The organism is Brevibacterium sp. NPDC049920 (assembly GCF_040656435.1).
GTDB classification, from domain to species: Bacteria; Actinomycetota; Actinomycetes; order Actinomycetales; family Brevibacteriaceae; genus Brevibacterium; species Brevibacterium pityocampae.
The window spans coordinates 142,310-159,550 of sequence record NZ_JBFAMF010000004.1 but is presented as its reverse complement, the minus strand read 5'-3'; the positions used below and the strand labels follow the sequence as shown (position 1 = coordinate 159,550).

At 73.1% G+C, this 17,241-nt stretch carries 14 protein-coding genes; 7 read left to right on the top strand and 7 right to left on the bottom strand.

The window, feature by feature from the left end:
* Positions 1-2 precede the first annotated feature (2 nt).
* Entirely contained in the window at positions 3-1,322 is a 1,320-nt protein-coding gene (locus AB0I45_RS05320) for a D-arabinono-1,4-lactone oxidase (protein WP_360317221.1), read from the top strand.
* 66 nt (positions 1,323-1,388) lie between these two features.
* On the opposite strand, the gene AB0I45_RS05315 is transcribed toward AB0I45_RS05320, so the two are convergent.
* Positions 1,389-2,120 (bottom strand): response regulator, encoded by a 732-nt coding sequence (locus AB0I45_RS05315; protein WP_137318584.1) that lies wholly within the window; start codon positions 2,118-2,120, stop codon positions 1,389-1,391.
* Positions 2,121-2,133: 13 nt separating this feature from the next.
* Positions 2,134-4,323 carry an ATP-binding protein gene (locus AB0I45_RS05310; protein ID WP_295689744.1) on the bottom strand — a complete coding sequence of 730 codons (2,190 nt, stop codon included), beginning with the start codon at positions 4,321-4,323 and terminating at the stop codon, positions 2,134-2,136.
* Positions 4,324-4,597: 274 nt separating this feature from the next.
* Here AB0I45_RS05310 and AB0I45_RS05305 point away from each other — a divergent pair, with 274 nt between their 5' ends.
* The 3 genes from AB0I45_RS05305 to AB0I45_RS05295 all read left to right on the top strand — a co-directional run bounded on the left by AB0I45_RS05305 (position 4,598) and on the right by AB0I45_RS05295 (position 7,463).
* Positions 4,598-4,915 carry a metal-sensitive transcriptional regulator gene (locus AB0I45_RS05305; RefSeq protein WP_295689746.1) on the top strand — a complete coding sequence of 106 codons (318 nt, stop codon included), beginning with the start codon at positions 4,598-4,600 and terminating at the stop codon, positions 4,913-4,915.
* A gap of 66 nt (positions 4,916-4,981) precedes the next feature.
* On the top strand, positions 4,982-5,194 hold the full coding sequence (locus tag AB0I45_RS05300) for a cation transporter (protein ID WP_137318581.1): 213 nt from the start codon (positions 4,982-4,984) through the stop codon (positions 5,192-5,194).
* A gap of 1 nt (position 5,195) precedes the next feature.
* Entirely contained in the window at positions 5,196-7,463 is a 2,268-nt protein-coding gene (locus AB0I45_RS05295; protein ID WP_360317216.1) for a heavy metal translocating P-type ATPase, read from the top strand.
* 169 nt (positions 7,464-7,632) lie between these two features.
* Here the strand turns inward: AB0I45_RS05295 and AB0I45_RS05290 are convergent, their stop codons facing one another.
* Positions 7,633-7,908, bottom strand: coding sequence for a hypothetical protein (locus AB0I45_RS05290; protein WP_247424240.1), 276 nt, complete (start codon positions 7,906-7,908; stop codon positions 7,633-7,635).
* A 258-nt stretch (positions 7,909-8,166) separates the two neighbouring features.
* On the opposite strand from AB0I45_RS05290, the gene AB0I45_RS05285 reads away from it, so the two are divergent.
* Genes AB0I45_RS05285 through AB0I45_RS05275 form a run of 3 tightly spaced genes read left to right on the top strand, consistent with a single transcriptional unit; the run spans position 8,167 to position 11,154 of the window.
* Entirely contained in the window at positions 8,167-8,925 is a 759-nt protein-coding gene (locus AB0I45_RS05285; RefSeq protein ID WP_254668905.1) for a hypothetical protein, read from the top strand.
* A 15-nt stretch (positions 8,926-8,940) separates the two neighbouring features.
* Positions 8,941-9,882, top strand: coding sequence for a response regulator transcription factor (locus AB0I45_RS05280; RefSeq protein WP_137318578.1), 942 nt, complete (start codon positions 8,941-8,943; stop codon positions 9,880-9,882).
* A 12-nt stretch (positions 9,883-9,894) separates the two neighbouring features.
* Positions 9,895-11,154, top strand: a complete 1,260-nt coding sequence (locus AB0I45_RS05275) for a HAMP domain-containing sensor histidine kinase (RefSeq protein WP_265809562.1) — start codon at positions 9,895-9,897, stop codon at positions 11,152-11,154.
* Positions 11,155-11,328: 174 nt separating this feature from the next.
* On the opposite strand, the gene AB0I45_RS05270 is transcribed toward AB0I45_RS05275, so the two are convergent.
* The 4 genes from AB0I45_RS05270 to AB0I45_RS05255 all read right to left on the bottom strand — a co-directional run bounded on the left by AB0I45_RS05270 (position 11,329) and on the right by AB0I45_RS05255 (position 17,163).
* Positions 11,329-11,952, bottom strand: coding sequence for a response regulator transcription factor (locus tag AB0I45_RS05270; protein ID WP_137318576.1), 624 nt, complete (start codon positions 11,950-11,952; stop codon positions 11,329-11,331).
* Positions 11,949-13,331 (bottom strand): histidine kinase, encoded by a 1,383-nt coding sequence (locus AB0I45_RS05265; protein WP_360317210.1) that lies wholly within the window; start codon positions 13,329-13,331, stop codon positions 11,949-11,951. Before AB0I45_RS05265 ends, AB0I45_RS05270 begins: the two co-directional genes overlap by 4 nt.
* 159 nt (positions 13,332-13,490) lie before the next feature.
* Positions 13,491-16,277 (bottom strand): trehalose-phosphatase, encoded by a 2,787-nt coding sequence (gene otsB, locus AB0I45_RS05260; protein WP_360317207.1) that lies wholly within the window; start codon positions 16,275-16,277, stop codon positions 13,491-13,493.
* Between the two features lie 166 nt (positions 16,278-16,443).
* A complete protein-coding gene (locus AB0I45_RS05255; protein ID WP_137318573.1) occupies positions 16,444-17,163 on the bottom strand; it encodes a hypothetical protein in 720 nt (239 codons plus the stop codon).
* Positions 17,164-17,241: the final 78 nt, after the last annotated feature.

The following is a 17,241-nucleotide window of genomic DNA, read 5'->3' as shown; positions in this document are numbered from 1 at the left end:
GCGTGAGCACCTGGTCGGGCACCGCGCATGCCCACCCCGCGGCGTTCCATGCTCCCGCCGACGAATCCGAGCTCGCCGCGGTCGTCGCCGCGGCGAACGGGAGCGGGGAGCGGATCCGCGTCATCGGCGCCGGGCACTCCTTCACCCCCGTCGCACTCGGGACCGGGACCATGATCTCCCTCGACGCGCTGAGCGGGATCGTCGCCGTCGATGCCGCCACCCGGCGGGTGCGCTTCCGGGCGGGCACCCGGCTGCGCGACATCCCCGCGCTGCTCGCCCCGCACGGCCTCGCGCTGGCCAACCAGGGCGACGTCGACCCGCAGTCGCTCGCCGGCGCGATCTCCACCGGGACCCACGGCACCGGGCTCGGCTTCACCGGGTTCGCCGGGATGGTCACCGGCCTCACGCTCCTCACCGCCGACGGCGCGCGCCGCGAACTCTCCCGAGCCGCGGACCCCGACGTCTTCGACCTCGCCCGCCTCAGTCTCGGCGTGCTCGGTGTCATCACCGAGATCGAGCTCGCGTGCGTCCCGCGCTTCGACGTCGTCGCCCGCGAGCAGTCCGAGCCCTTCGACGATCTCCTCGCGACCTTCGTCGCCCGCTCCGCGCAGTGCGATCACCTCGAGTTCTACTGGTTCCCGCACACCGACCGAGCGCTCGTCAAGACGAACGTGCGGGTGGCCCCCGGCCAGGCGCCGCCAGCCGGGGTGTCCGCCGCCCGGCCCCGCCGCCGCCTCGCGCAGCTGCTGAACGAGGAGGTGCTCGACAACGGGGCGCTGCGGGCGATCTGCGAGATCGGCCACCGCGCGCCGGCGCTCGTGCCGTTCTTCAACCGGGCCGCCGCGGAGGCGGCCTCGAACCGCCTCTACCGGGCGCCCGCGCACGAGGCCTTCGTGTCCCCGCGCCGCGTCAGGTTCACCGAGATGGAGTACGCGGTGCCGCTCGCCGCCGGGCCCGAGGTGCTCGCCCGGATCCGCGACCTCATCGAGGAGCGCCGGTGGCGGATCTCGTTCCCCCTCGAGGTGCGCACGACGGCCGCCGACGACGTGCCCCTGTCGACCGCGACGGGCCGGGAGTCGATGTACATCGCCTGCCACCGGTTCTTCCGCGACGACTCCGCGGAGTACTTCCGCCGCATCGAGCAGATCTGCCGCGAGTTCGACGGCCGCCCGCACTGGGGCAAGGTCCACACGCTCACCGCCGCCGAGCTCGGTGCGGTCTACCCGCGCTTCGAGGACTTCCGGACCCTGCGGGCGCGCCTCGACCCGCACGCGGTGGTCGGCAGCGCCTACACGGATTCGCTGTTCGCCCCCGAGCGCTGACAGCCGTCGCCCGGGGTGGTCGGCCGCTTGGCGCGGCGGGCGCTCACCGGCCGGTGCGGCGGCTGCTCAATCGAGGATCCGGTACTCGAGCACCGGCCTGCCGGCGGAGCCGTAGCGCGGCCGGCGGTCGAGCGCTCCGGCGTCGGTGAGCGCCTCGAGGTACCGGCGGGCGGTGACGCGCGAGACCCCGATCCGGTCCCCGACCTCGGCTGCGGACATCGCGCTCCCGTCGGCGAGCACCCCGGTGATCTGCTCCTGCACCGCTTCCGGCACCCCTTTGGGGGCCGTCTTCGCCGGCGCGGCGCCGAGGGCCGCGAGCGCGGCGTCGACCTCGGTCTGCGTCATCTCCGCCCCGTCGCAGTCGGCGGCGAGCGTGGCCCGGTAGCCCAGGTACGCCTCGAGCTTGGACTTGAATACCGGGAAGGTGAAGGGCTTGATGATGTACTGCACGACACCCAGCGACAGCGCCTCCTGGACGACCTGCATGTCGCGGGCGGCGGTCACCGCGACGACGTCGACGGGGATGTGCTTGCCGCGGATCGCGCGGAGCAGCTGCAGCCCGTGGCCGTCGGGCAGGTTCATGTCGAGGAGGACGAGGGTGATCCGCGCCGGGTCCATGCCGATGATCTGGCCGCTGAGCGCGGCGAGCGCCTGCGTCGCGTTGCGGGCGATCCCGGCGACGTGGAATCCCTCGAGCCGATCGACGTACTGGGCGTGCGCCTTCGCGGCGACGCTCTCGTCCTCGACGACGAGGACTCCGACACCGTGATCATCGGTCTGCCTGTGCTGCGCTCCCATACTCGTCTCCAGCCTAATGGATTCCCTCGGATCCGGGCCGCGAGCCGGCTTCGGGCGTCGTCGCGGGCCCGATGGAAGACCCCGTCGCGGGCCCGGGCGCGGAGGCCGGCGCGGCATCGCGCGACACCCCGGACCCCGCGGCGCCTCCTGCGGCATCCCACGGTTCCTCCGGCATCGCGACGATCGGCAGGCTGCCCGTGGGGACGCCGGACTGGCGGATCGGCGGTGTGCCGGGCAGCCACACCTCGAACGCCGCGCCCAGCGGGTCGCCCTCGCAGTCGGGCCCGCCGCGCACGTCGATCGCCCCGCCGAGGCGGCGCACCGCCTGCACGACGAGCGACAGCCCGACCCCGCGGGCACCGTCCTCGGTGCGGCCGGCGCCCGAATCCTGCTCGACGCCGTCGTGCTTGGTGGAGAAGCCGCGCTCGAACACCTGGTCCACGGAGTCCTCGGAGATGCCGGGGCCGTCGTCGGCGACCTCGACGGTGTAGCCGCGCTCCTCGGCTCCGGAGATCGTGAGGTACACCCGGCGGCGCTCCGGTGCTGTGCCGGCCCGGGACACCGCGTCGAAGGCGTTGTCGAGGAGGTTGCCGATCACGGTGACGAGGTCGCGGTCCTCGGCCGCCAGCCCGCCGGTCAGGCCGCTCGTGTCGACCTCGAGGTCGATGCCGGCCTCCTTGGCCTGGGAGAGTTTCGTGAGCAGCAGGGCCGAGAGCACAGGGTGGTCGAAGCCGCCGAGCAGGTTGTCCGCCGGCCGGTCCATCTGGTCGATCTCACGGGTGGCGAACTCGAGCGCCTGGTCGCTGTGACCGATCTCGATGAGCGACACCATGGTGTGGAGCCGGTTGGCGTACTCGTGGGTCTGCGAGCGCAGGGACTCGGAGAAGGACCGCACCGACACGAGCTCGCCGGACAGCTCCTGGAGCTCGGTGTGGTCGCGCATGGTGGTGACCCAGGTGTCCGGGGACTGCTCAGTGGGCTGCTGGTTCACGACAAGCACGTGGTCATCGGTGTAGTGGATCTCGTCGCGCGCCCAGCGGCCGCTGACGAGCAGCTCGCGCAGCGATCCGGGCAGCTCGAGGTCGGCGATCCGCACCGGGTCCCCTGTCCCGTCCGCGGGCAGGCCGACGAGTTCGGCGGCCTCGGTGTTGTGGAGGACGATGCCGTGGTTGCGGTCGACGAGGAGCAGCCCTTCGCTCACCGCCTGGAGGACGGAGGAGTAGAAGTCGAGCATCTCGCCGAGCTCCTGGGTCCCGTAGTCGCCGGTCACCCGTTTGAGTCCGCGGGAGGCGAGCCACACCGCGATCGTGCCCATGAGGATCGTCAGCGCACCGCTGCCGATGATCCAGCGACCCTGGGGGGCGAAATCGGCGCGGATGGAGTCGGCCTGGAGCCCGGTGGCGACGACGGCGGCGACCTCGGCGTCCGCGGCCGGTTCCTCCCCCGGGGGCGTGCTGTAGACGGGGGCGACGGCGTAGAGGGTGCCACCGGCCTCGCCGTCGACGAACTGGAGGACGGTGCGCCCGGAGAGCACGGGGTCGGGATCGATCGCGGCGAGGACCTCCGCGGCGGCCTCCTCCGTCGCCGGGCCGCCGGTGGCGGGGATCGTTTCCCCCGGGTTGCTCGTCCCGGAGCCGATCTCCGCCCCGCGCAGCGCATCGGCGGAGAACACCGCGAGCCGATCGAGCTCGTAGTCGGCCTTGACCGCGGTGAGGTAGTCGGTGAAGTCCTCGCGCCCCTGCGTGCCCTCGACCCACCCGGGGCCGGCCCCGGGGGCCTGCTCATCGGGGGAGTAGAAGGCGGAGTCGGCGAACAGCGCCTCGTGGACGGCCGGGGAGGCGGCGAGCGAGTCCGCGGAGGAGGCCAGGAGGCTCTGGAAGTGCTCGTTGTTCTTCTGCGAGAGCTGGATGTAGAGGATCGTCGTGGTGAGCAGCACGATGCCGAGGAACATCACGGTGATCGCGCGGAGGATCTGCCCGGCGACCCCGATCCGGAACCAGCGCAGCGGCCCCCTGCCGCGGCGGCGACGGCGATCGGGCCGACGCCAGTGCACGGCCCGGGCGGACCGGCGGCGCGGTCGCTCGGCATCCCGCTGCGGCTCGCCTCCCGATTCCGCAGGCGCGGCGGCGGGGACCTGCGCACGCGACCCGTCCTCCGGCTTCGGCTGCGGCACAGGCGGTTCGGGCAGATCACGGGCGCTCATGGGGACATTGTGCCGCAGTCCGCGCCCGGGCCGGGCCCATCGGGTCGCCGGATCGGCACATGCGCGTGGTGGATCCGCCACGTCCCCGGGCCGGCGGCTACCCGGTTCCCCTCACCTCCCCGGGCCGGGCGCCTCACCTCGCCGGACCGGGGTCCACCCGGACGCCACCCGGGCTCCGGCCGCCGACCGCCCGCCCGGCTGATCCGCACATCCTGCCGCCCGGCCCTCCCGTCACCCTCTTGATTCATACCCCCTAGGGGTATATTCTCCAGATATGGACACACCGCAGACCCACCCGGAGCCGCAGCCGCCGCACGGCTACACCGCGGACAAGGCCGCCCACCTCGCACGGGTCAGACGCATCGAGGGGCAGGTGCGCGGGATCGGCCGGATGATCGAGGACGACAAGTACTGCATCGACATCCTCACCCAGGTCTCCGCCGCCACCGCCGCGCTCCACTCCCTGTCGATCCGCCTGCTCGACGAGCACATGCAGCACTGCGTGGTGACCGCGGCGCAGGAATCGCCCGAGTCGGCCGAGGCGAAGATCGCCGAGGCCACCGCCGCGATCGCCCGACTCATCAAGAGCTGAGGGGCTGCGCCGGCTTCACCGGATCCACCCGCCCATCACCGCCATCCACCACTGAAGGAGCACCACATGACCACCACCACGATCACCGTCACCGGCATGACCTGCGGACACTGCGTCGCCGCCGTGAAGGAGGAGGTCGGGGCGCTGCCCGGCGTCTCCGCCGTCGAGGTCGACCTCGTGGCCGGCGGTGGCTCCCCCGTCACCATCACCTCCGAGCAGCCGCTCGATGATGCGGCCGTCGCCGCCGCGGTCGACGAGGCCGGCTACGAGGTGAAGTGACATGACCTCCCCCAGCGCCTCGCGCACCTCGGGACCGGGCGGAGCCGCAGGACCGGCGGGCACCCCCGCCGGCACCTCGGCCCCGGTGGGGGTGCGCGAGCTCGACCTCGACATCACCGGGATGACGTGCGCCTCGTGCTCGGCCCGGATCGAGAAGAAGCTCAACCGGCTCGACGGCGTGAGCGCGAGCGTCAACCTGCCGCTCAACTCCGCCCATGTCGAGGTCACCGGCGACGTCAGCGATGAGCAGATCACCGACACGGTGTCCCGCGCCGGCTACTCCGCGACCGTCCGCGCCCCTTTCACCGGCGGCGCCGGCCCGGAGGTCGTCGACTACGGCACGGAGCGGCTGCGTCCCCGCCTCATCGGCTCGGCGATCCTCGGCGTGCCCGTGATCGCGATCTCGATGGTGATGGGCTGGCACTTCCCCGGCTGGCAGTGGGTGGTGCTGGTCCTCAGCCTGCCGGTCATCACCTGGGGCGCCTGGCCGTTCCACCAGGCGGCGTTCAAGGCCGCCCGCGGCGGTTCGACGACGATGGACACCCTGGTCAGCGTCGGCATCACCGTCGCCGGCCTGTACTCGCTCTTCACCCTCGGCCTCGCCGTGTCCCGCGGCCACGTCCTCCACCTGCCGCACGACTACCACATCTGGTTCGAGGCGGCCGTCGCGATCACGGTGTTCCTCCTCATCGGCCGGCTCACCGAGGAGCGCGCGAAGGGCGCCGCGACGCGCGCGCTGCGCGAGCTGCTGAGCCTGGGCGCCCGTTCGGCGACCGTGCTCCGGGGCGAGGGCGCTGCCCGCACCGCGGTCGAGGTGCCCGTCGAGGACCTCGTGATCGGCGACGTGTTCCGGGTCAGGCCCGGGGAGAAGATCGCCACCGACGGGGTCGTCGTCGCCGGCCACTCCGCGATCGACGAGTCGATGCTCAGCGGTGAGAGCGTGCCGGTCGAGGTCGCCGAGGGCGATCCCGTCACCGGGGCGACCGTCAACACCTCCGGCGCGCTCGAGGTCCGCGCCACCCGCGTCGGTGCGGAGACCACGCTCGCCGCGATGGCTGATCTCGTCACCCGCGCGCAGACCGGCAAACCGCCGGTGCAGCGCTTGGCCGACCGGGTGTCGGCGGTGTTCGTGCCGGCCGTCATCGTCATCGCCGTGCTCACGCTGCTCGGCTGGGGGCTGCTCGGCGGCACCTGGACCACCGGGCTCCATGCCGCGCTCACGGTGCTCATCATCGCCTGCCCGTGCGCGCTCGGACTCGCCACCCCGACCGCGCTCGCGGTGTCCTCGGGCCGCGGCTCGCAGCTCGGCATCCTCGTCTCCGGGCCCGAGGTGATGGAGAGCACCCGCAAGGTCGACACCATCGTGCTCGACAAGACCGGCACCGTGACCGAGGGCCGCATGGAGGTCGTCGGGCACGATCTCGCACCCGAGCAGCTCGCCCGGGTCGGCGCCGCCGAGTCCCGCAGCGAGCACCCGATCGCCCAGGCGATCGCCCGCGCGGCGGAGTCGGCGAGTGCCGGGGACGCCGGGCCCGCGCGTCTCGACGTCACCGACTTCGAGAACATCCCCGGCGGCGGCATCCGCGCCGTGGTCGACGGCCGGACGCTGCTCATCGGGCGCCCCGGGCTGCTCCGCGAGGCCGGGATCCCCGGTGTCGCCGACGAGTCCGAGGGGGCCGCCGCGACGCTCGTCGCCGCGGCGATCGACGGGGAGTACGTCGGCCGCATCGAGGTCGCCGACACCGTCAAGCCGAGCGCCGCCGCCGCGATCGGCGAGCTCCGCGAGCTCGGGCTCGAGCCCGTGCTCCTCACCGGCGACCACGCCGGGGCCGCGCACGCCGTGGCCCGCGAGGTCGGCATCACCCGGGTCCACGCCGACGTCCGCCCGGCGGACAAGGTCGCGGTCGTCGAGCGGCTGCAGGACGAGGGCCGGGTCGTGGCGATGGTCGGCGACGGGGTCAACGACGCCGCAGCGCTCGCCCGCGCGGACCTCGGGCTGGCGATGGGCAGCGGCACGGATGCCGCGATCGCGGCCTCGGACATCACGCTCGTGGCCAGCGATCCGCAGCAGATCCCGCAGGCCGTCCGCCTGTCCCGGCGCACGCTCAGGATCATCAAGGGCAACCTGTTCTGGGCCTTCGCCTACAACACCGCCGCGATCCCGATCGCCGCGGCCGGGCTGCTCGACCCGATGATCGCCGGGGCCGCGATGGCGTTCAGCTCGGTGTTCGTCGTGCTCAACAGCCTGCGCCTGCTCCGCTTCCGCTGACCCCCGGAATGCGATATCTCGCGGTTCCTGAGAAGGAATCCGCGAGATATCGCAGTCTCAGCGCTCCACGTGAGGACGCCACACATGGGCTCGCCGGCACGAGTTCGCCCCCACGAGGCCGCCCGCTCAAGGTCGCCCGCATGCGGCCGTCCGCACGGGGACGGGGAGCTCACTTGAGGACGGGGAACTCCGTGTTCTCGTGCTGGGTGTCGTTGCGGGTGACCCAGTTGAGCAGCGCGGCCACAGCGGTCACGACGACGAAGGTGATGGCGGTGTAGAGCACCGAGAGGCCGAGCGCGGTGAGCGACTTCCAGGCCTGCGTGAAGATCACCGTGGAGACGAACACGACCATCGCCGCGATGAAGCCGAAGATCATCGTGTGCTGGTAGGTGACGGCCTTGGCCGGCTGCCCGGCGGGTGTAGTGGGCTTCCGAGGTGAGGTCATGGCCTCCATTCTACGCCTCGGCCCCGCACCCGGCCTCCCGGCGGCGGCGGGCGCCACCACGGAGTATCCGGATCCTGCCGCGCAATTGCGCGGCAGGATCCGGATACTCCGCAGTACGCATGGGTACGCATGGCAGCAGGCGTCCGTCCGCATGGACGTCCGCCGCGCAGTCCGCGGTCCAGCGGGGAGGCACCTCGTGCTCCGGACACGCACCTGCCGCGCCTTGAGAGGACGCCCGAGGCGGGGCACACTGAGGTGGTGACGAGGCAGCCCGGATCCCCCCGACAGGCAGCACGTCGCCCTGCCCGCACCTCGGGATCCCGCCGAACCTCGGGATCCCGCCGAACCTCGGGAAACCGTCCCACCTCGACGACCGCCCGCACCTGCGCACCCCGCCAAACCTCCGCACCTCGCCACACTTCGGCACCCCGCCGCACCTCGGCACCCCGGCGCCTGCTCGCGCTGCCGGCGCTCGGTCTCGCGCTCGCGGCACTCCTCGCCGGCTGCGGCCCGGACCCCGGACTGCGGATCGAGAACCCGCAGGACCGGTCCTCGAGCACCGTGAGCCCGCCGCCGGCCGGCCCGGCGGACCAGCCCTTCGACCTCCCCTCGATCCGGGAGGCGATCCTCGCCGACACGACGATCAGCAATCAGCCCGACGCCTCGCAGGTCGACGAGGTGCTCCTCGTCTGCACCGAGTGCATCGAGCTCGCCGAGCCGTTCGTCGCCGACGGGCAGAAGTTCCAGATCGCGCTCGTATCCACCCCGAGCGACGACCGGGTGTTCGCCGGCGTCGTCGTCTCCCAGGTCGAGGACCGGCCCCGCGTGAACCTGATAGTTTCAGGCCATGATCTGACACTCACCCCGGGTCGCGGCGGCACCCTGGTCGCCCAGGAGTCGATGTACCGGGAGGGGGATCCCGAATGCTGTCCGTCCGGGTGGTCCGTGCGGGTCTACCGTCATCGCGACGGCGGGTTCGAAGCCGGGCAGCGGATCACGCAGAACGACGGGGCATGAGGAGCGAGGAGAAGAATGCATATCGTGCTGGTCGAGGATGACGAGGTCATCCGCGAGACCACCCAGATCTCACTCGAGCGGTTCGGGTACACCGTGTCCGCGTTCGAGGACGGCCGCGACGGCTACGAGTTCGTCGCCGCCCACGGTGCCGACGTCGTGCTGCTCGACCTCATGCTCCCGACGATGAACGGCGCCTCGATCTGCCGTGCCATCCGCGAGCGCTCCACCACCCCGATCATCATCATCTCCGCCCGCTCGGAGCCGATCGACATCGTGCAGGCGCTCGAGGCCGGCGCCGACGACTACCTCACCAAGCCCTTCGACATGCAGGTGCTCAACGCCCGCATCCGCGCGGTGGTGCGCCGGTTCATCACCGCCGGCACCGGCCGCATGGGCTTCTCCCCCGACGAGGTCGGATCCGCGGCGGACGCGCCCGCCGCCGGGCTCGGCGCCTCGGGCACGGTCGGCACCGACGGGATCCCCGAGGTGCTCGGCCCGTCCCCCGGTCTGGCCGAGCCGCCCTCCCAGTCGCCCCACCGGAGCGCCGAGGGCCACTCGGCCGGGTACCCGGCGCGCCCGCACCAGCGGCCCACCGCCGGCGCCGCCCAGGCCCCCGCCCAGCAGCAGCCGTCGGGCCGGTCCGGGCCCACCGAGCGCGAGGAGCTCGGCCCCTACCGCACCCAGCTCGGTTCGCTCGTGCTCGACACCGGGCGGCTCACCGTCATGGTCGACGGCGAGGAGGTCCACCTCACGCCCACCGAGCTGCGCGTGCTCCTGCTCCTCACCGAGGAGCCGGGCCATGTGTACTCGCGCGAGAAGATCGCCTACACGGTGTGGGGCTACGAGTGGGCGGGCGACTCCCGCGTCGTCGACGTCCACATCCAGCGGCTGCGCAAGAAGATCGGCGCCCGGATGATCGAGACCGTGCGCGGTTTCGGCTACCGGTTCGCCGGCTGACCGGAGTCGCCCGTGTCACTCCGGTGGAAGATCGTCATCCTCATCGTGTCCTCGGTGATCATCGCCGTGCTCGCCTGCGGTGTCATCGTCCGGCAGAGCGCCGCGGCGGCGGAGGACGACCGGATGCGTCAGAACATCAGCAGCCAGCTCGCCGACGCGATCTCGATCTACTCCGACACCGGCGTCCTCACCCTCAACACGAGCGTCGACGACCCCGAGCTGCCCGACGAGGCCCGGGAGGCCGCGCTCGCCGGCCGGAGCGTGACGATCCGGGGCATCGCCGACGGGACCGAGGTGATCTGGGCCGCCGCCCCGATCGAGGTCGGCTCCCACACCGCGGTCATCGCGGTGCGCGCCTCGACCGCGGAGTCCCAGCAGCTCCTCAACGCGATCGACCGCGCGATCCTGTTCGGGATGCTCGGTTCGGCGATCGTCATCGGCGGCATCGGGTCGATCGTCGCCGGGCAGATCTCGCGCCGCCTCACGCTCGGCGCGCAGGCCGCCCGGAAGATCGCCGCCGGCGACACCTCGACGCGGATCTCCGACGTCATCGACACCGGCGACGACGAGGTGGCCGCCTTCGCCGCGGCGGCGGACTCCGCCGTCCAGCGACTGGCGGAGAAGCTCGACTCCGAGCAGCGCTTCACCGCCGACCTCGCGCACGAGATGCGCACCCCGCTCACCGGGCTCGTCAACGCCGCGAACCTCCTCGAGGAGCAGTCGCGGCCGGCGGAGCTCGTGCGCGACCGGGTGGCCCGCCTGCAGGTGCTCGTCGAGGATCTCCTCGAGGTGTCCCGGCTCGACGCGGGCCGGGCGCACCCGGAGTTCGCTCCGATGTCGCTCGACTCCTCGGTCCGCTCGCTCATCACCACGCTCGGCGCCTCGGGGGTGACCACCGGGCACGAGATCGAGGTCACCTACGCCTCCGAGGGGCGCACCGTGGTCACCGATCAGCGCCGCTTCGAGCGGATCGTGTCCAACCTCATCGTCAACGCGACGAAGCACGGGGCGGATCCGATCATCGTCACCACGACGCCGCACGCCGTCGTCGTCGAGGACCACGGGCCCGGCTATCCGCCAGACATCATCGCCACCGGGCCCACCCGCTTCGTGTCCGCCGGGGGCGGCGGCATGGGGCTCGGCCTCGTCATCGCGCAGGGCCAGGCCCGGCTGCTCGGGATGCGGATCGCCTTCAGCAACGGCCCGTCCGGCGGCGCCCGAACCGAGGTGTTCCTCCCCGAGCACGATCCCCGCACCGACGCACCGGGCTGAGGGGCGCGCCCGCCGCCGGACTGCGGAGTATCCCGGGACCGCCGCGCAATTGCGCGGCTGAGTTCGGATACCGCGCGGTTCGGCGAGGGGTGGCGCCCCTGGACCCGCCGCCGAGGCGCCCCGGCCCCAGATGACGCGTGACCCGGAAGGCGGGTGACCCGGAGGGTGCGTGGCTCAGATGATGCGTGCGCTGCGGGCCCGGTCGATCGCCTGGGTGCGGTTGTCCACCCCGAGCTTGGCATAGATGTGCACGAGGTGGGTCTTCACCGTGGCCTCGGAGATGAACAGCGCCTGCGCGAGCCGGCGGTTCGTCGCGCCGGTGGCGAGCAGCCGGAGGATCTCGATCTCGCGTGGGCTCAGTGCCGTCGCCGGCGCCGCCGCCCGCTTCCTCACCTGGGCGGACACGCTCGGGGACAGCACCGGCCGGCCGGCCGCGGCATCGCGCACGGCTCGGCGCACCGCATCCGGCGGCGCATCCTTGAGGAGGTACCCCGTGGCCCCGGCGTCGAGCGCGGCGACGATGTCGGCCTCGGTGTCGAAGGTCGTGAGGATGAGGACCGGGGGGCCGTCCTCGGCACGGATCCGGCGGGTCGCCTCGATCCCGGTCAGCCCCGCGCCCATCTGCAGGTCCATGACGACGACGTCGAACGCCCGGTCCGGCGCGGCGAGGAGCGCGAGCGCCTCCTCCCCGGTCCCCGCCTCCGCGGTCACCTGCACGCCGCCGGCGTCGAGGAGCGCGCGCAGTCCCGCGCGCACCACCGGGTGATCGTCGACGAGCAGCACACGGGTGCCGGTCATCGCGCCTCCCCGTCCGTGCGCGGCTGGCCGATCCGCGGGTCCTGCGGCTGGATGCGCTCAGTCTGCAGGGCAGCCGGCGCGGGCCCCTCGCTCCGCGATGCGTCCGGCAGCGGCAGGCGGACGCTCACCGCCGTGCCCTCCCCGGGTGCGGACTCGACGACGAGCGTGCCGTCGAGCTCCGCGATGCGGGCACGGAGCTTCACCAGCCCGTAGCCGTGGTCACCGGCAGCCATCGCGGGACCCCCCTCGCCGCCGGCATCTCCCGCACTGCCCGCCTGCGCGGCATCCACCCGGAAGCCCGCACCGTCGTCGTAGACGTCGAGGGTCACCGCGTCGTCCCAGGCCGCGAGGGTGACGACCGCGGTGCGGGCGCCGGCGTGGGCGGTGACGTTCGCGAGCAGCGATTGCGCCGCCCGCAGGAGCACGGCGCGGTGCGCCCCGGGCAGGGCCGCGCCGTCGAACACGCCCTCGGCCCGGAAGCAGCAGTCGAGCTCCCGTCCGGCGGCACGCGCGAGCTCGGCGGTCTGGGCGCACAGCGCCTGCAGCGCCGAGGGCAGGTCCGCATCGAGCGCCGGAGCGCTGAGATCGCGCACGAAGCGCCGGGCTTCCGCCAAGTTCCGCGCCGCGGTGTCCTCGATGACCTGCAGGCGGCCGGCGGCGAGGTCCCTCTGCTCCCCGGCGAGCGCCTCGTGCGCGGCCCGCGACATGAGCACGATCGAGGCCAGTCCCTGCGCCAGCGTGTCGTGGATCTCGCGGGAGAGCCGCTCCCGCTCCCCGGCCCGGCCGGCTGCCCGCTCCTGCAGTGCGAGCTCCGCGCGCGCCGCCTCGAGCGCCCGCACCGTGCGCCGGTGCCGCTGGGCGTCGCGGTACAGCGCGCGGTAGGCGAATCCGATGACGACGGCGACGATCGCACCGATGACCGGCCCGATCGCCATCGCCGGACTGAATCCGGACGGCGGGGCGTGGAGGATCTGGGCGAGCACGACGACGGCGGTGAGCCCGGCGATGCACACGAGCGCGGTCGCCCGCCCGAGGACGACGAGGACGACGAAGAAGAGCGGGAACGCCGCCCAGGAGAAGTCGGCGCTGTGCAGGGTGAGGACCGTCCACAGCGCGATGATGAGGAGCAGCCACGGCACCGCGAGCGGCCCGGGATCACGGCGGGTGCGGCCCTGCGCGAAGTTCCGCTCCCACACCGTGCCCGCGAGGTAGACGCCGGCGAGCACGAGGGTGAGGCTCAGGACGAGGACGACGACCGCCCGGTCGGGCCGATGGGTGAGGAGGACGCGCAGCGCGCCGATCGCCAGCAACGCGGCGAAGCTCAGGTGGAGTGCGACGCGCAGCGTGCGCAGCAGCGCCGGGGTCGATGTCGGTTCCACCGCGCCTCCCTTCGTGCCCGTGTGCCCGTCCGAGCGCCGCTGCCGTGCCGGTCCGGGCGCTCATGCCTCGGCACCGATCGTACTGCGGGGTATCCGAAAGCGGGCGCGCAATTGCGCGCTCGGTCCGGGATACTCCGCGGTTCGGCGCCCGGGGCCCGCTCAGGCCCGGTCCGTGTCCTCCACGTCGTCGAGGTCGGTGTGGCCGCTCGCGGGGTCGGGCACGCCGGTGAGGTCGTCGAGCATCCGTGCGACCCGGATGTAGCCGAGGTGCGAGTACGCCTGCGGGTGGTTGCCCAGGTGGGTCTCGGAGGCCGGGTCGTACTCCTCGGGGAACAGCCCGGTGGGGCCCATGAGGTCGTCGAGCCGCCGGAACAGGTCGCGCGCGTCGTCGAGCCGGCCGACGAGGATGAACGCCTCGATGAGCCAGGTCGTGCAGATGTGGAACCCGCCCTCGAGGCCGGGCAGCCCGTCGTCGTAGTGGTAGCGGAACACCGTCGGGCCCACCCGCAGGTCGCGCTCGATCGCATCGACCGTCGCGGCGAACCGCGGGTCGTCCGGCGCGAGCAGTCCGGACAGGCCCATGAAGAGGCAGGCGGCGTCGAGGTCGTCCTCGCCGTAGGCCACGGTGTAGGCGCCCACGCGCTCGTTCCAGCCGTGGGTGATGACGTCGTCGGCGATCGTCTCGCGCAGCTGCCGCCACGCCCCGGGCATGGTCCGCCCGAAGTGCTCGGCGATCGCGATCGCACGGTCGACGGTGACCCAGCACATGACCTTGGTGTAGACGTTGTGCTTGGGCTCCCGGCGGGCCTCCCAGATGCCGTGGTCGGCCTCGTGCCAGCGCCGCTCGACGGCGGTGACCATCTCGCAGGTGAGTCGCCAGTTGTCCTCCGACAGGTCCTCGAGGGTGAAGGTGAGGTCGCGGAGAAGCTCGGTGACGGGGCCGAACACGTCGAGCTGCACCTGGTGCTCGGCGGCGTTGCCCACGCGCACCGGGCGGGAGCCCGCATAGCCGGGCAGGTGCTCGAGGACGGCCTCGGTGGTGAGTGCGGACCCGTCGACGGCGTAGAGGGGGTGGAGCTGCTCGGGGCCGGCGGCGTCGGCGAGGATCCCGGACAGCCAGCCGAGGAAGCCCTCGGCCTCCGCGGTCGAGCCGAGGTCGATGAGGGTGCGCACGGTCATCGAGCCGTCGCGCAGCCAGCAGTAGCGGTAGTCCCAGTTGCGGATGCCGCCGATCCCCTCCGGCAGGGAGGAGGTGGCAGCGGCGAGCACGCCGCCGGTGGGCTCGTGGCACAGCGCGCGCAGCGTGATCGCCGAGCGCGTCACCTCCTCGCGCTTGAGCTGCGGCAGATCGAGGCTGTTCACCCAGTTGCGCCAGTAGCCGGCCGCCCGGCGGCGCACGAACTCCTCGCCGCCGTCGAGCAGGTAGTCGGTGTCGCCGAAGTACCCGCCGCACACGAGCACGAGCACGACCTTCTGCTTCTCGAACTCGCTCGGGCGCACCCGGGCGACCGCGGTGTCGGAGCCGTTCTCGGTCACGATCTCGAACTCGACGCCGCGCGCGTGGAGCATGATCGGCTCCGCGGTGCCGAGGACTCGGACGCCGTCGCCCACGCGCTCGAGCCGGGTCGGGTAGGCGCCGAAGTCCGGGCGCGGGGCGAACCGGATCTCCGCCTCGGCGTCCCCGGTCAGCGCGCGCACGAGCACGGTGTCCTGGCTGTCCTCGGGGACCGGGGCGAGGTAGTCGCGCGCGGTGAGTCCGGCCCAGCGGGTCTCGACGAGGGTGGAGTGCTCCTGGTAGCGCTGGGTCAGCGGCTTGGCCCCGGAGGCGAGTCCCACCGAGTAGTAGCCGGCGGCGTCGGAGCCGAGGATCTCGGAGAACATCGAGGCCGAGTGCGGCAGCGGGTGCGGCATCCAGCAGATCCGGCCGGCCGGGTCGACGAGCGCGGTCGACTGGCCGTTGGCGAGCATCGTGTGCCGCTCGATCGGGACGGCGTTCTTGCCGAACAGCCAGGCACGGCGGAGCTCGAAGATGCTCGTCAGGATGAGCGCGACGGTCTCCGGGTCGGGGATCGTGAACCGCGCGTGGGTGTCCGGGCGACCGGACGCCTCCCCGGTGCCGAGGTGCCCGCCGGCTGCACCCGCGCCGATCGCCGCGTCCGGCGCACCGGACCCGGGGCCCTCGCCCGCCGCGCCGGGTGCGACCTTGATGCCGAGGTCGCCCTCGCCGAGCGTGGCGAGCGCGAGCTCGTCGGAGATGTCGTCGCCGATGTAGAGCACGGCCCCGGAGTCGAGGCGGGCGCGCAGCTCGCGCAGGGCGTCGCCCTTCGAGGTCGTCACGACGCTGAGGTCGGCGACCTCCTTGCCGCGCACGAGGTTGACCCCGGCCTCGCGTGCGATGCGGCCGAGCGCGGCCTGGGCGACAGCACGGGAGTCGTCGCTCAGACCCCGCAGGTGCACGGCGGAGCCGGTGGGCTTGGTCTCGACGTGGAGGTCGGGGAGTTCGGCGCTGAGTTCGGCGACGGCGCGCTGCAGGCCGGCCAGGGCCCGGCGCTCCTCGGCGGAGAGCGCGTCGACGGCGTCGATGTCCGTCTCCGAGCCGTGGGAGCCGACGAGAGTGACCTCGCGGGGGAGCCGGGACATCGCGGCGAGGTCGCGGAGCGAGCGACCGGAGATCACCGCCACCTCGGTCTCGGGCAGCGCGGCGAGTGCGCGCATGCTCACCAGGGAGATCGGCAGCGGGTAGGCGTGCGTGGGCCGGTCGACGATCGGGGCGATGGTGCCGTCGTAGTCGGTGGCGACGAGCAGCCGCGGGGCGCGCGCGATGAGTCCGATCGCGGTGAACAGGTCGGCGTCGAGGGTGCGCATCGCCTCGGCGAGGTCGCCGAGGGGCCCGGCGGTCGGGGCCGCGGGATCCCAGGTGTCGAGTCCGGAGGTGATGACGGTCATGGGGCTCTTCTCACGTGGTGGCTGGTGGCGTGGGGGTCGACGTGGTGTTGGTCGGCGGGGCGGCGCCCGGCCGCAGCCGAGGTGCGGGCCGGCACCGCGCCGGTCGGTGGGCCGGGGCGGAAGCCGGGAATCGGGATCGTCGCGACGCGGATCGTGGGGCGGACGGTCAGGCGCGGGCGCGGGCGACCCGGGAGTAACCGCCCACCATATACAGTACCGAGGCGATGACGACCGCCGCACCGGCGAAGCCGAAGATCGTCAATGCCCCCATGTCCGAGCCGAAAGCGAGGATCACTCCGAGCAGCAGGTGGCAGGCGGCGGCGATGAGGTGGTCGGAGGCCATCGGCGCGGCGCGCAGGGTCCGGTGGATCCACAGCTCGAGGGCGCCGTGGAGGATCGCCCAGATGCAGACGGCGGCGCGCAGCTGCGGCGGGGTGTCGGCGATGAGGAGGAAGACGACGGCGGGGACGACGACGACCGCCTGGCCGAGCAGCGCAGTGCGCACCGGCTGCGGGGCGCGGCGCGCCGCGAGGACGAGGAGGACCGCGGAGAGCGCGAGGTAGGCGATGATCACCCAGTCGACGGTCTGCACGCCGAGGGTGAGCTGGGTGGCGTTCGCGAGGATGTCGCGCGGCCAGAACACCGTGGCCATGCCGAACGCGAACCCGAGGAGGCCGCGGGCGAACATCCAGCGTCCCATGCTCCGCAGCTGGTCTCCGGTGAGGACGGGGTCGACGGAGTCGGTGCCCTCGGGACCGGACTCGAACCGGCCCGGTGCGGGGTCGCCGTCGACGGGTTCGCGGTCGACGAGGGCGGGTTCGCGGTCGACGGGGTCGGTCGGGGTCTCCGGATCGCCCGGGGTCGCTGGATCGCTGCTGCCTGACATCACCGATCCAGTGTAGAGGACGGGCGATCCCGGCTCCTGCCGTTCATCCGGCGGCCGGGCGCCGTTCGTCCGCGGCCC